11 protein-coding genes are annotated in these 14,503 nt (G+C 72.2%); 7 read left to right on the top strand and 4 right to left on the bottom strand.

The window, feature by feature from the left end; all coding sequences use genetic code 11:
* Positions 1-762 precede the first annotated feature (762 nt).
* From ctaD to CCN29_RS35895, 7 genes are all read left to right on the top strand, one after another.
* Complete coding sequence (gene ctaD, locus CCN29_RS14620; protein ID WP_086682368.1) at positions 763-2,475, top strand: aa3-type cytochrome oxidase subunit I; 1,713 nt, start codon at positions 763-765, stop codon at positions 2,473-2,475.
* A complete protein-coding gene (gene ctaF, locus CCN29_RS14615) occupies positions 2,472-2,894 on the top strand; it encodes an aa3-type cytochrome oxidase subunit IV (RefSeq protein WP_086682345.1) in 423 nt (140 codons plus the stop codon). Before ctaD ends, ctaF begins: the two co-directional genes overlap by 4 nt.
* Positions 2,891-3,904, top strand: coding sequence for an SDR family oxidoreductase (locus CCN29_RS14610; protein WP_086682342.1), 1,014 nt, complete (start codon positions 2,891-2,893; stop codon positions 3,902-3,904). Before ctaF ends, CCN29_RS14610 begins: the two co-directional genes overlap by 4 nt.
* Positions 3,905-4,330: 426 nt before the next feature.
* Positions 4,331-4,891: a hemerythrin domain-containing protein gene (locus tag CCN29_RS14605; protein WP_086682339.1), complete on the top strand. Its 561-nt coding sequence runs from the start codon at positions 4,331-4,333 to the stop codon at positions 4,889-4,891.
* A 285-nt stretch (positions 4,892-5,176) separates the two neighbouring features.
* Positions 5,177-8,230 (top strand): FAD-binding and (Fe-S)-binding domain-containing protein, encoded by a 3,054-nt coding sequence (locus CCN29_RS14600; RefSeq protein ID WP_086682336.1) that lies wholly within the window; start codon positions 5,177-5,179, stop codon positions 8,228-8,230.
* 17 nt (positions 8,231-8,247) lie between these two features.
* On the top strand, positions 8,248-9,114 hold the full coding sequence (locus CCN29_RS35900; protein WP_200865404.1) for a cation:proton antiporter domain-containing protein: 867 nt from the start codon (positions 8,248-8,250) through the stop codon (positions 9,112-9,114).
* Complete coding sequence (locus CCN29_RS35895) at positions 9,102-9,713, top strand: cation:proton antiporter domain-containing protein (protein WP_442538374.1); 612 nt, start codon at positions 9,102-9,104, stop codon at positions 9,711-9,713. The genes CCN29_RS35900 and CCN29_RS35895 overlap by 13 nt, the downstream gene beginning before the upstream one ends.
* Before the next feature lie 76 nt (positions 9,714-9,789).
* On the opposite strand, the gene CCN29_RS14590 is transcribed toward CCN29_RS35895, so the two are convergent.
* From CCN29_RS14590 to CCN29_RS14575, 4 genes are all read right to left on the bottom strand, one after another.
* A complete protein-coding gene (locus CCN29_RS14590; RefSeq protein ID WP_051792139.1) occupies positions 9,790-10,494 on the bottom strand; it encodes a DUF4396 domain-containing protein in 705 nt (234 codons plus the stop codon).
* Positions 10,495-10,834: 340 nt separating this feature from the next.
* Positions 10,835-11,119 (bottom strand): hypothetical protein, encoded by a 285-nt coding sequence (locus tag CCN29_RS14585; RefSeq protein ID WP_086682333.1) that lies wholly within the window; start codon positions 11,117-11,119, stop codon positions 10,835-10,837.
* 358 nt (positions 11,120-11,477) lie between these two features.
* The gene (locus CCN29_RS14580) at positions 11,478-13,274 is read right to left on the bottom strand and encodes a glycoside hydrolase family 15 protein (RefSeq protein ID WP_086682331.1); all 1,797 of its coding nucleotides are present in this window, start codon (positions 13,272-13,274) and stop codon (positions 11,478-11,480) included.
* Positions 13,271-14,404: an enolase C-terminal domain-like protein gene (locus tag CCN29_RS14575; RefSeq protein WP_086682365.1), complete on the bottom strand. Its 1,134-nt coding sequence runs from the start codon at positions 14,402-14,404 to the stop codon at positions 13,271-13,273. Before CCN29_RS14575 ends, CCN29_RS14580 begins: the two co-directional genes overlap by 4 nt.
* Between the last annotated feature and the right edge of the window lie 99 nt (positions 14,405-14,503).

Below are 14,503 nucleotides of genomic sequence, written 5' to 3'. Positions count from 1 at the left end.
ATGCCGCCGCACCCCTACCTGACCGCTGAACCGCGGGCCGGACTGGGTGCGGCGGCAGCCGTTGCTCAGATGTCCCGGGGAGAGACCGGCCAAGGCTGTGACCTGCGCCGTCCGACTGTCGTGAGTCGTTGACCTGGTACAGGCTCGCTCTGGCTGATACGGCCGGAAGTCCCAGGAAGTCCCAGAGGACTCCCACGGGCAGGAGCCACTCTTTCGGCTCTGCACATGGCACGCGCGCATGCTACGGCTGGTGATCGCGTCAGCGCTGTGACCCGACCCGGCTGCGTCCTGGGACGCGGTGCACGGTGGCCGACTCGCCTTCTCCGAAGGGCGCGACGCCCGGCTCGGCCGGACGCCACCGGTGGGGTGGAGGCGAGTCCGAGCCGCGGGCCGTGCCGGCACGGTGCACCTCCCGATGAGCAGCCCCGGTGACGTCGCCGGCTGTTGCCCGTGCCCAGGCTCACCGGGCGGGAGCGGAGTGAGACGGACCGGTTCGGACGTCTGCTCCGGCTCGGGAGCGTCCGGGCAGGTGGCACACGGGGAGCACGGTGGCGCCGGCTGACGGCTGGAGTGCAGAAGCGTCCTCGCCGGGTACTCCGGCCCCCGCGACGACTGTGAGGTTTCCGGAACGGTGGCATCGGTTAGACGCCGTTGTCGGGTGCTCGACGGGCGCCGGTTCTCCGGGCGCCCCGCCAGAGGGACGACGCGGGTCGGCGGGCGAAGGGAAGGGCACGCATGGCGGCGGTGGACGAGGGCGCGCGGATGCCGGACGGGGCGGCGCGGCGTCCGGCACAGGGGAGAGCTGTGGTGCGGTGGCTGACGACCACCGATCACAAGGTCATCGCCCACATGTACCTGACGACAGCCTTCGGCTTCTTCCTGTTCGCGGGAATGCTCGCGATGCTGATGCGGGCCGAGCTGGCACGGCCCGGACTTCAGATCGTCTCCGCCGAGCAGTACAACCAGCTCTTCACCATTCACGGCACGGTGATGATGCTGCTGTTCGCCACCCCTACGTTCGTGGGGTTCGCCAACGCGGTGATGCCGTTGCAGATCGGCGCTCCTGACGTGGCGTTCCCCCGGCTGAACGCCTACACCTACTGGGTGTATCTCTTCGGCGGTCTGATGGTGGTGTCGGGATTCCTCACCGGCCGGGGAGCGGCCGACTTCGGGTGGTTCGCGTACGCTCCGCTGAACGGCCCCGCGCACAGCCCCGGAGCCGGCGGCGACCTGTGGGTCATGGGTCTGGCCGTGTCCGGGCTGAGCACCATCCTGGGCGCCGTCAACTTCATCGCCACCGTCATCTGCCTGCGCGCCCCCGGTATGACGCTCTTCCGGATGCCGGTCTTCACGTGGAACGTACTGTTCACATCGATCCTGGTGCTCCTGGCGTTCCCCGTGCTCACCGCAGCTCTCCTGGCGCTGTTCGCCGACCGCCGCTTCGGCGCGCACGTTTTCGACCCGGCCAACGGGGGAGCACTGCTCTGGCAGCACCTCTTCTGGTTCTTCGGGCATCCCGAGGTCTACATCGTCGCCCTGCCGTTCTTCGGCATCATCACCGAGGTCATCCCGGTCTTCAGCCGCAAGCCGGTCTTCGGGTACTTCGGCCTGATCGGGGCGACCGCCGCCATCACGGGGCTGTCCGCGATCGTCTGGGCCCACCACATGTTCGCCACGGGCGCGGTGCTGCTGCCGTTCTTCTCGCTGGCCTCGTTCCTGATCGCGGTGCCGACCGGGGTGAAGTTCTTCAACTGGATCGGGACGATGTGGCGTGGTTCGCTGTCGTTCGAGACGCCCATGCTGTGGGCGCTGGGCTTCCTCGCGACCTTCCTCTTCGGCGGGCTGACGGGGGTGCTGCTGGCGTCGCCGCCGCTGGACTTCCACACCACCGACACCTACTTCGTCGTGGCGCACATGCACTACGTCCTCTTCGGCACCGTCGTCTTCGCCATGTTCGCCGGCTTCTACTTCTGGTGGCCGAAGTTCACCGGCCGCATGCTCGACGAGCGGCTCGGGAGACTGCACTTCTGGACGCTGTTCGTCGGGTTCCACCTCACCTTCCTGGTGCAGCACTGGCTGGGCGCCGAGGGAATGCCCCGGCGTTACGCCGACTACCTGGCCGCGGACGGCTTCACCGCGCTCAACACGGTCTCGTCCGTCGGCGCCTTCCTGCTCGGCGGCTCCACGCTGCCCTTCCTCTACAACGTCTGGAAGACGGCGCGCTACGGGGAGAAGGTCACCGTGGACGATCCCTGGGGGTTCGGACGCTCCCTCGAATGGGCCACCTCCTGTCCCCCGCCGCAGCACAACTTCGTCGCCCTGCCCCGGATCCGCTCCGAGTCGCCGGCGTTCGACCTGCGCCACCCGAGTCACGCGAGGCACGCTCACTCCCACTCGCCGGCCGGTGACCGTGCCGGGCAGGGACAGCCGGGCGACGTGACCGGGAACGGGACCGGGAGGGGGGAGCGCCCGTGAAGGCCGAGACCGCCCTGTTCGCGGGCGTCAGCCTCTTCTTCGCCGTCAGCGCCGCCGTCTACGGACGGTCCTCGGCCGAGCCGGCGGGCACCGTCGCTCTGGTGGTCTCGTGCCTGATGTCGGCCCTGGTCGCCTTCTTCCTCTGGTACCGGCACCGCAAGGACGGGCTCCTGCCGAAGGACCGCAAGGGGGCCTCGGTGCACGAGGCCGCGGGGCCCGTGGCCTTCTTCCCGCCGCGCAGCGCGTTCCCGGTGCTGGCGGCGGCGGGCACGGCGCTGCTCGGCCTGGGCGCGGTGTACGGGCTGTGGCTGTTCCTGATCGGCGCCGGGGTGCTCGTCCCCGGTGTCCTGGGTTTCGTTTTCCAGTACGCCGCACGGGGGACGGACCCCGTGCGCCCGACCGGTGTGGAGGACCGATGAACGACAGGACACGGCAGACGGTCGTGGTGACCGGGGCGAGTGCCGGCATCGGGCGGGCGACCGCCACGATGTTCGCCGCCCGCGGCGCCAGGGTCGCTCTGCTGGCACGGGGACGCGCGGGCCTGGACGCGGCTGCGGCCGACGTGCGCGCGGCCGGCGGGCAGGCGCTGCCCCTCGTCACCGACATGGCGGAATGGGAGCAGGTGGAGGACGCCGCCCGTCGCGTCGAGGAGGAGTTCGGCCCGGTCGACGTCTGGGTGAACAACGCCTTCACGGCGGCCTTCGGCAAGTTCACCGACGTTCCCCCGGAGGAGTTCCTGCAGGCCACGAGGTCGACCTACCTCGGCTACGTGCACGGCACCCGGGCCGCGCTGGAGCGCATGGTGCCACGGGACAGCGGCGCGGTGGTGCAGGTGGGCTCCGCGCTCGCCTACCGCGGCATCCCGCTGCAGAGCGCGTACTGCGGAGCCAAGCACGCCATCCAGGGCTTCACCGAGTCCGTGCGGTGCGAACTGCTGCACGACAAATCCCGGGTGCGCGTCACCATGGTCCAGATGCCGGCCGTCAACACCCCGCAGTTCACCTGGCTGCGCACCCATCTGCCCCGCCACGCCCAGCCCGTGCCGCCGATCTACCAGCCCGAGATGGCCGCCCGCGCCGTACTGCGCGCCGCCGACCACCCGCAGCGGCGCGAGTACTGGGTCGGGACGTCCACGGCGCTGACGCTGCTGGCCAACGCCGTCGTACCCGGCCTGCTCGACCGCTACCTGGCCCGCACCGGGTTCGACTCCCAGCAGACCGACGCCCACCCGCAGCCCGAAGGGCACGGCAACCTCTTCGCACCGGCGGACGAGAAGCGGGACTACGGAGCCCACGGCGTGTTCGACGACCAGGCTCACTCCTTCGACCCGCAGGTGTGGGCGAGCCGCCATCACCTGGGCAAGGCGGCGGCCGTGGCGGGACTCGCCGGCGCGGGATACGCGCTGCTGCGCCGCCGCGGCGGGCGCTGAGCCACGCCACGTCACAGGCTCCGGCCGTGCCCGCCCGTGCCGGCCGGATCCACGTGGCCGCGCTTTCAGCGCCGTGACGCGGCTCGCCCCCGTCGGCGTTCTCGCCCGGGAGCGCCACCCGGTCGCTGTGGAACCAGCCGCTCAGCGCCCGCCTCAGCCGCCGCGCCGACGAGCCGGCCGGTGGCGTCGGCAGCGGACGCGGCACCTGGCGGGCGACGACGGCATGGCGGTCCCGCGCCGGGACAGGAGCGTCGGACTCGCGACAGCCGCCCTCGACCGACCGCGCGACATCCCGCGTCTCACGGCCCTTCTTGCCTGGGCTCGCGCGGTGGGTCCGATACGCCGAATGCCTGCCCGGTTTGCGGATGCGGTGCCATGGATACACGGTCGAGGCGTTCCGGTCAGCGCGCAGAAGGGGAGCCACCCATGGGACACGGCGGAGACGTCATCGCGGAACTGACGACGGACCATCGGGAGGTCGAAGAACTGTTCGGGAAGATCGAGGCACTGCCGTCGGGCGATGAGCAGCGCAAGAAGTACGCCGACCAAGCCGTGATCGAACTGGTGAGGCACTCGATCGCCGAGGAGGCATACCTGTACCCGGCGGTGCGCGAGTTCCTCCCCAACGGTGACGGCATCGCCGACAAGGAACTCGAGGACCACGCCGAGGCCGAGCGGACGATGAAGGACCTCGAGGGCGTCGACGCCGGCGATCCCGAGTTCGACCGGCTCATCGGTGAGCTGATGGCGGAGATCCGCTCCCACGTCCGCGACGAGGAGGACAACCTCTTCGCCCAGCTGCGGTCAGCGGCTTCCGAGGACGAGCTGATGAAGCTCGGGGACAAGGTCCGGCAGGCCAAGAAGACCGCCCCCACCCGCCCGCATCCGTCCGCGCCGGACACGCCGCCGGCCAACAAGCTGCTGGCCCCGGGCGCGGGCATGGTCGACCGGATCAGGGACGCGCTCACGGGCCGTGGCAAGGACTGACCCGCCGCGCAGGCGTGCGGTGAGCCGTCCCCGGGTGCGTCCGCACCTCCGCCGACCCGGCAGCGGCCGGCGGCGGAACGCGGTCATGGACCGGTCCGTTCCGTCGCCGCCCGGGCGCGGTCCGCCGGACGAGGGCGGTGCCCAGCGGCGGGCAGCGGCAGGCGCGCCCTGACGGAACGTGGCCAGGACCGACTCCGCGCGGCGCCCGCCCACCGGCGGACAGGCCGACTCCGGCATCGGCCGGTGCGTGTCGGCACACCCTCGTCACCCAGTGGAGAGCTGTTCATGGACCCGGTCGATCTGCCCCTGCCTGTCGTGAGGCGCCCGCGGGAGGGGACCGACGCGGGAGCTCTCGAGCGCGACCTGCGCTCCCGTGTCGACGGGGAGGTGCGCTTCGACGCGGGCACCCGCGCGGCGTACTCGACGGACGGCTCCAACTACCGGCAGGTGCCCATAGGCGTCGTCGTCCCCCGCACGGTCGAGGCGGCCCGGGAGGCGGTGGCGGTGTGCCGTGACCATGGGGCGCCGCTTCTGTCGCGGGGCGGTGGCACCAGCCTCGCCGGCGAGTGCTGCAACACCGCCGTGGTCCTGGACTGGACCAAGTACTGCAACCGGCTGGTCTCCGTCGACACGCACAACAGGCGCTGCGTCGTCGAACCGGGCATCGTGCTGGACGACCTGAACCGACAGCTCGCCGAACACGGCCTGATGTACGGCCCCAAGCCGGCCACCCATCCGAACTGCACGATCGGCGGGATGATCGGCAACAACTCGTGCGGGTCGACGGCCCAGGCGTACGGCAAGGTCGTCGACAACCTGCACCGCCTGGAGGTCCTCACGTACGACGGCGTCCGCATGTGGGTGGGCCGGACGGACGACGGCGAACTGCGCCGGCTGACGGCCGCCGACGGGCGGGTGGGGGAGCTCTACCGCGGGATGACCGCCGTGCGCGACCGGTACGCCGGCCTCGTCCGTGAGCGCTACCCCGACATCCCCCGCCGGGTCTCCGGCTACAACCTGGACTCGCTCCTGCCCGAGCACGGATTCGATGTCGCCGGGCTGCTCACCGGATCCGAGTCCACGCTCGTCACCGTCCTGCACGCGGAACTCGAACTGGTCCCCGTACCGAAGCACAGCGCGCTGGTCGTCCTCGGGTACGAGGACATCTGCCAGGCCGCCGACCACGTACCGGCCGTCCTCCGGCACGAGCCGGCCGCGCTGGAGGGGGTGGACCACCAGCTGATCCACTTCGAGCAGAAGAAGCACCTCAACCCTGACGCGTTGAAGGAACTGCCCGAGGGACGCGCCTACCTGCTGGTGCAGCTCAACGGCGACACCCGTGAGGAGGTGGAGGAGCAGGCCAGGGCGCTCATCGACGCCAAGCCCGAGGACGTCGGCCACACCTGGTACGACGACCCGCAGCACATCGGAGAGCTGTGGAGGGTGCGCGAGTCCGGGCTCGGTGCGACCGCGCACGTCCCCGGGAAGCCGGACACCTGGGAGGGCTGGGAGGATTCGGCCGTTCCCGTGCCCCGCCTCGGCGACTACCTGCGCGACCTCAAGCGCCTGTACGAGGAGTTCGACTACGGGCACCCTTCGGTCTACGGCCACTTCGGCCACGGCTGCGTCCACACCCGCATCCCCTTCGACCTCGAGTCGGAGGAAGGCATCGCCCGGATGCGGGCGTTCGTGGAGAAGGCAGCCGACCTCGTCGTCTCCTACGGCGGATCCCTGTCGGGAGAGCACGGGGACGGCCAGTCCCGGGGCGAGCTGCTGGTGAGAATGTTCGGGCCGGAGCTGATCGAGGGCTTCGAGCGGCTGAAGGGGCTGTTCGATCCCGGCAACCGCATGAACCCGGGCAAGATCGTCGTTCCCTACCGGCTCGACGAGAACTTGCGCCTGGGCGCCGACTACCTGCCCTGGGAACCGGAGACCGTCTTCTCCTACCCGCACGACGACGGCAGGTTCAGCCGTGCCGCCGCCCGCTGTGTCGGAGTGGGCAAGTGCCGCTCCCTGGAAGGCGGGGTGATGTGCCCCAGTTACCGTGCCACCCGCGAGGAGGAGCACTCCACCCGGGGCCGCGCGCGCCTGCTGTTCGAGATGGTCAACAACGACGGCGACTCCCCGGTGACGGACGGCTGGCAATCCGGCGAGGTGCGCGACGCCCTCGATCTGTGCCTCGCCTGCAAGGGCTGCAAGACGGACTGCCCGGCCAACGTCGACATGGCCACCTACAAGGCCGAGTTCCTGCACCACCACTACAAAGGGCGGCTGCGGCCGCTCGCCCACTACTCGATGGGCTGGCTGCCCGCCGTCGCACGAGCCGTCGCGCTCGCGCCCCGCACCGTCAACGCCCTGACGTCCGTGCCCTGGGTGGCCCGGGCGGCGAAGGCGCTGGGCGGGGTGGCACCGGAGCGTGACGTGCCGGTTTTCGCCGAGCAGCGCTTCACCGACTGGTGGCGTGAACGGGGCGGGCCGCGCGGTGACGGACACCGGGGCGAGGTCGTGGTCTGGCCCGACACGTTCACCGACCACTTCCACCCCGCGATCGGCCGCGCCGCCGTCGAGGTCCTGGAAGCGGCCGGCTTCCGGGTCAAGGTCCCCGACCGCGCGGTCTGCTGCGGGCTGACATGGATCTCCACCGGGCAGTTGGGCGTCGCCCAACGGGTTCTGCGGCACACCCTCGACGTGCTCCGCGAGGACCTGCGCCGGGGCACCCCCGTCGTCGGTCTGGAACCGAGCTGCACCGCCGTCTTCCGCGCCGACGCCGTGGAACTGCTGCCCAAGGACCCGGACGTGGAGCGGCTGCGCGACCGGACCAGGACGCTCGCCGAACTCCTCCTGGAACGCGCCGGCGACTGGCGGCCGCCCCGGGTCGACGCCCGGGCGGTCGTCCAGCGCCACTGCCACCAGTACGCCGTCATGGGGTTCGACGCCGACCGGGAGATCCTCGGGCGCGCCGGGGTCGACGCCGATGTCCTGGACGCCGGATGCTGCGGACTCGCCGGAAACTTCGGCTTCGAGAAGGGACATTACGACGTGTCCATGGCCTGCGCCGAGGCCGGGCTGCTGCCCGCCGTGCGTCAGGCCGACGACTCGACCCTGGTCCTCGCCGACGGCTTCAGCTGCCGTACCCAGGTCGACCAGGCCGGCACCGGACGCACCCCGCTGCACCTCGCGGAGGTCCTCGCGGCCGGCCTGCACGGCAAGGAACCCGTGGCGGACCGGCCCGGGGCTCCGCGGCGACGCGCGCTGCTGCCGCTTGCCGGCGCGGGTGCCGCCCTGCTCGCCGCCGCCCTCGGAGCCCGGCGTGTCCGGGCGACCCGTACGACCCACTGAGGAAGGGTGTGCGCTGAGTGGAGGGAACCTGGTCGTTCGGACTGGCGATTCTCGTCGTGGCGCTGGCCGGGATGGCCGCGGTCGCGTCGAACCGCGTGAGCGAGCGGACCCGAGTACCGGCTCCCGCCTTCTTCCTGGTGGTGGCCGCAGTCGCCGTGGACGTCTTCCCCGGACTGCGGACCCTGTCGACCGCCACGGTGCAGGACGTGGTCACCGTAGCCCTGGTGGTGCTGCTCTTCCAGGGCGGCATGGACCTCGGCTGGCGGCGCTTCCGGCCGGAGGCCCGAGCCATCCTCGGCATCGGTGTACTGGGCACCTTCGCCACCGCCGGTCTGCTGGCCGTCGCGGCGCACACACTGCTCGGTCTCGACTGGCGCCCTGCCCTGCTGCTGGGCACGGCTCTCGCCCCGACCGACCCGGCCGTCGTCTTCTCGGTGCTCGGCCGCCGCCGGATCACCGGCCGCACCGGAGTGCTGCTGCCCGGCGAGTCCGGCGCCAACGACCCGGTGGGCATCGCGCTGATGGCCGGCCTGCTGGGCAGCTCCAGCGGCTCGGCGCTCGGCACGGCAGGTCACACGGCCCTGCTCTTCGTCCAGGAAATGGTCGTCGGCGCGGCGCTCGGGGCCGCGGGCGGGTGGGTGCTCAAATGGCTGATGCGCAGGGTCGCCCTGCCCGCCGAGGGCCTGTACCCGCTGCGCACGCTCGCGGGGGCCTTCGCGATCTACGGACTGGCGACGGTCGCCCACGGCTCCGGGTTTCTGGCCGTCTTCGTGGCAGGCATCCTGCTCGGCGACGTCCGGGCCCCTACAAGAGGGAGATCGAACGCTTCCACACCGCACTGGGCAGCCTCGGCGAGGTCGTCGCCTTCGCCGTGCTGGGGCTGACCGTGCCGTTGTGGACGTTCACCGCCGAAGGCGCGTGGACGGACGGGCTGGTCCTGGCGGTGGTGCTCGCCTTGGTCGTGCGTCCGGTCGTCATGGCTGTCCTGCTGTCGCGCATGCGGATGAGCACGGGGGAGAGGGTGTTCCTCGCCTTCACCGGACTCAAGGGCGCCGTCCCGGTGCTTCTCGGCAGCTACATCGTCAGCTCGCAGGTCGCGGACGCCGATCGCCTCTACGACATCGTCTTCGTCGTGGTCGTCTTCTCCGTCGTGGTCCAGGGGTCGCTGGTGCCGACCGTGGCGCGATGGTGCCGGGTGCCGACGCGGTCGGTGGAACTGGAGCCGTGGGCCCTCGGGGTACGCCTGCGCGACCGCCCGGAAGGCGTGGCCCGCCACGTGGTCGCGGAGGGCTCCCCGGCCGACGGCGCCACTATCGAGGAACTCGACATCGGCGAGGACACCTGGATCAGCCTCGTCGTGCGCGAGGGACGCCTGCTCCCCGTGAGCGGCTCCACGCGCCTGCGCACGGGCGACGAGGTGCTGCTGCTGACGGGGGACGACGAGAAGACGTGCGCGCAGCTGTTCACCAGCCACCCGACGTGACGTCCGTCGGACCGCCCGTTGACAGGCGTACGGGCCCGTCCTCGCCAGGGCGCTGAGCACGGACCGGAGCGGGCCGTCACATCCTCTCCTTCCAGCCGGCCCGGACCAGCCAGGCATTGACGGGCCACGCGGTGAAGAAGCCGAGGACCATGGAGAGCTGCATCATCATCCAGTAGGCGGCCGTGGTCTTGGGCAGGCCCGGCGAGAAAATGATCTCCTGGTAGAGCCACATGCCGAAGAACAGCCCGATCTGGAAGGCGACGATGGACAGGGTGTCGGCCTTCACAGCTGCCCAGATGCCCCTGAGCCGTCCGATGCCGCGCATGGGAACGATGGTGAAGTACTGGAAGACGACGCCCAGGACCCAGGCGAAGGCGAAGTCCAGGGCGAAGTCCGCGTAGAGGGCCTTGCCCGCCAGGGTGAGCGACGTTGCGAGGACCAGCCACTCCGCGGCGATGTCGCCGAGCGTGCAGCCGGCCCCGCAGTGACTGATCGCCTTGGACTGGACGTTCCAGTCCGGCAGCTTGTCCGAGTCGGGCATGCCGTGTTCCGCGACAGCCGGCTCGGAGGTGCGACGGCCATGGGCGTAGTAGAACCACAGGGCCACCGGTCCCCAGTACAGGGCCGTCACGGGATAGACCAGGTTCATGATCCACATGTGCTGTCGGCGGCCCAAGAGGAAGACGTCCGCCAGGATGACCAGCGCGCAGGCGAAGGCCACACTCAGGCTGAACCAGCCCAGAGCCTCGAGCCACCCCGCCGGTTCCATCTGCTCTGCCATGCTCTTCGTCCGTTCGTCTTCTCGGCCACGCGATCGGACGCCTGGGTACCCGCGTCATTCGTCGGTCACTCGCCCGGCCGGTGCGCGACCGAGCCGGGGGCGCCGCCGTGGTGTGCGGGTACAGCTGACGCAGGTCGCCGACGGCGAGCGGACGGGGGTGAGGAGTGCCAGGGGGTCTTTCGCGGACAGCCCGCCCCTACCGGACCGCTCTGCCGCATGGTCGCGGAAAAGGCCGGGTGAGTGTGGCACTGGATCCAGTGACCGATTCACCGAGAGGGAGCGGCGGCCCTGGTCGGTGAACGGCCGGCTCCGCGGTTCGTTCGGACAGGACGGGCCGGGGTCAGGATGCCGACCGGCTCGGCCGCCGGAAGGCCCGGCCCAGCGTCTTGACGAGCAGCGAGGCACCCCTCAGCGCCAGCACCAGGACGGCCAGGGTCAGACAGACACGCGCCGCCCCCCACGACCCGGCGGCGACGGCCCGCGCGTACGCCGCCACCCAGGCCCCCGCACCGTCGAGCTCCCGAACGGGCCCCTCGGGGGAGCCGGCAGCGACCAGCTCGCTCAGGGACCAGCCGGCGACGGCGAGCAGCGTCAAGCCGGCGGCCGCGATCCCGAGAGCTCCCAAGACTGAACGCCGCTTCGGCACCTCACTCACGCTGTTCCCTCCCGCGGAAACCTGGCACGCACGACTGCGGAAGCCGCCTCGTCTAACCTCCCGACTCGGGCCGCGCGGCGCGAAACCTCCGCGGTGCGGGACAGGCCGGAATGCCGGCGCCGTGGCCGGCGGCGGTCGCGGTGACCACCGTATCGGTGCCGGCGCACGACGACGTCGGCCGGCCGTCGCCGGGCACGCTCGGGCCGGTCGCGGACAACCGCATGGCCGGGCTTCGGCACGCGCGGGGACCCGGAGCAGCCGCTCAGCGGCAGGGCGCCTCACCACCCGCGGGCGGTGGCGCACGGCTCGCCAGTCACGCCGGGGACGTTCACCAGCCGGCCGACGACTCCTCGTCCGGGGCCTTCCCGAACCGTGCCGAGCACTCGAGCAGCAGGGCGTGGACGAACCCCTGAGGCAGATTGCCCCGCAACTGGCGCTGCGCCACGTCGTACTCCTCGGCGAACAGTCCGGTGGGCCCGCACGCCGAGCGGGTCCGCTCGAACCACCGCGCCGCCTCGGCGGGCCGGCCCTGTACGTGGGCGGCCAGCGCCATCGTGAAGCCGCACAGCAGGAAGGCGCCCTCCGCGTCGCCCAGCGGTTCGTCCCCGTGCCGGAAGCGGTACACGTAACCGTCCTTCGCCAGATGGCGCGCCACCTCGGAGCGAGTGCGGGAGAGACTGGGATCGGTGCGCGGCACCGCCCCGCGCGCCAACGGCAGCAGCAGGGCCGCCTCCGGCCCGGTGTCGTCGTCGGCGCGCTGCCAGTGACCGTCGGGATGGACGCAGCGGGACCGGGTGGCCGCGAGGATCCGATCGGCCAGTCGGGACCAGTCCGCCGACGCGGGAGTGCGCAGCTCCCGTGACAGGTCGCGCAGACCGACGACGCAGCAGAGACGGGAATGGGTCCACCAGCGGTCCTCCAGCTCCCACAGCCCGGCGTCCGGCTGGGTCCAGCGGTCCGCGACGGCTTCGGCGGCCCGGGCGGCGGCTTCGGCCGCCCGGGCGTCCAGGACGTCGTGGCGGGCGGCTGCCGCGAACAGCTGGAGCGCCTCGCCGAAGACGTCGAGCTGGAACTGCCGGCCCGCCCGGTTCCCGGCCCGGTCACCGCCCCCGGGATAGCCGACGACCGGCAGGGGCCGCTCGGCGGGCAGCCGGCCGCCGCTCACCGTGTAGGCGGGACGCAGTGCGGCGCCGTCCTCCAGGATGCGGTCGGCGACGAAGCGCACCGCGCGTTCCAGCAGCGGGTGCGGGCCGTGTGCGGCGACCGCGATGCCGGCGTAGCACTGGTCGCGGACCCAGGCGTACCGGTAGTCGTAGTCGCGGCCGGTGTCGGCGCGTTCGGGCAGCGAGGTGGTGGCCGCGGCGACCATGCCCCCCGCGGCACTGGTCAGTCCGTTCAGGACCGCGTACGCCATGCGGGTGTCGCGAGGGGCGGCGGTGTCCGAGCAGTCCGGCACGACGCGCTTCCACCACCGTTCGGTGGCGTTCCACAGGGAAGGCGGGTCGAGGGGGGTGCTGCCCGGCTCCGTGGCCAGTTCCAGGACCAGGTCGTGGGCGCCGCCCTCCGGCAGGCGCACGCGGGCGTGCAACCCGCCGTCCGGGTCATGGCGGGCGTCCTCGGCCCCGGTGAGCCTCACGTGCAGGGCGCCGGAGCGTGCCCGCCAAGCGCCGCCGTCCTGCCGGAGCTGCGTCATGGGATGCCGCCCGTAGCCGGCGCGCACGTCGAGGTCGACGTCGACGACCGCGGCGCCGCGGACGGCACGGATCTGCCGCAGCAGCACCAGGCGCCCCGTGTCGGCCGGCACCGCCAGGGCCTCCCGGCAGGACACGATGCCGGCGGCGGTGACCCACCGGCTGACGCGGATGAGGGTGCCGTCCTCGTAGTAGCCGCCCCACACGTTCCACCGGTCGGCGGGACGGACCCGGAACCGGCCGGGGCCGCCCAGGAGGCCGTTGAAGACGGCGCCGTCGTGCCAGGCGGGTGCGCACAGCCAGGCGATACCTCCGCGCGGATCGATGAGGGCCCCGCGCTCCCCGTCGGCGATCAGGGCGTAGTCGCGCAGGGTCCAGGGGCTGTCCGCCCCGCTGGCCGCGGCCGCATCGTCGGTTTCGCCGGGCCGGGTCATGCGGTGCGGTAGCGGTCGGCGGCCGCCCGGTCCAGGGTGAGGCCGTGGCCCGGCTCGCCGGAGGCGCCGGGGGAGACGGTGCCGCCCCGCGGGTCCAGGGTGCCGTGGAACATCATGTTCTCGATGCGGACATGATCGTGGAACCACTCCAGGTGGCGCGTGTTGGGCACGGCTGCGGCGACGTGGGCGTGCAGGTGCGGAGCGCAGTGGCCCGAGATGTGCAGGCCGAGTCCTTCGGCCACGGCCGCGGCGCGGAGCCAGACGGTGATGCCGCCGCAGCGGGTGACGTCGGCCTGGAGGCAGTCGACGGCTCCCGAGGCGGCCATCCGGGCGAAGTACGGCAGGTCGTAGCCGTACTCGCCTGCCGCGACGTCGGGGGCGACGGCCTCGCGCACCTCGCGCAACCCGGTCAGATCGTCGGAGGAGACGGGTTCCTCCAGCCAGATGACGCCGAGGTCGGCCAGGGCGGCTGCCATGCGGACGGCCTGCTTGCGGGTGTAGCCGCCGTTCGCGTCGACGTACAGCTCGGCGGTGTCGCCCACGGTACGGCGGGCCAGCACGGTGCGGTGCAGGTCGCGGGCCTCCCTGCGGCCCCAGGACTCGGCGACCTTGATCTTCACGCGGCCGACGCCCTGCTCGGTCCAGCCGCGCAGCTGCTCTTCGAGCCGGGTGTCGTCGTAGGTGGTCAGACCGCCGCTGCCGTACACCGCGACCTCCTCGCGGGCCGCGCCCAGCAGACGCACCAGCGGCAGGTCCAGCAGGCGCGCTTTGAGGTCCCACAGGGCGGTGTCGACGGCGGATACGGCCCCGGCGCCGATGCCGGGCCTGCCCGTGTTACGCAGAGCACGGCTCATCCGGTCGCCCGCGGCCGGGACGTCGAAGGCGTCGTGCCCGACGACGAGGTCCGCCAGCTCCTGCCTGACGACGGGGGCGGTGGCGGGCGAGCCGTAGGTGAAGCCGAGGCCCGTCACGCCCGCCGCGGTGGCCTCGACCAGCACCAAAGTGGTCGCGTCCCAGGTCAGGGTCGCGTCGCCGCCCGGCAGATCAGTCGGGATCCGGTACACGGAGACAGCCAGGCGCTCGACGGCGGGCCCGCCGTCGNNGAGGACCGCGGTGGCCGCGGCCTCGATCTGGTCCAGGGAGGCGTGCGGCGGGATGGGCGGGACGGCCGGGTCGGTGCGGAAGTCGATGACGAACGGCCGGTCGGCGGCGAGCGCCCGGTCCCAGGC

It is taken from the genome of Streptomyces pseudogriseolus (assembly GCA_002154585.1).
GTDB classification, from domain to species: Bacteria; Actinomycetota; Actinomycetes; order Streptomycetales; family Streptomycetaceae; genus Streptomyces; species Streptomyces pseudogriseolus.
Note: the sequence above shows the minus strand (reverse complement) of the source record. Positions and strands in the feature narration are given on the sequence as shown.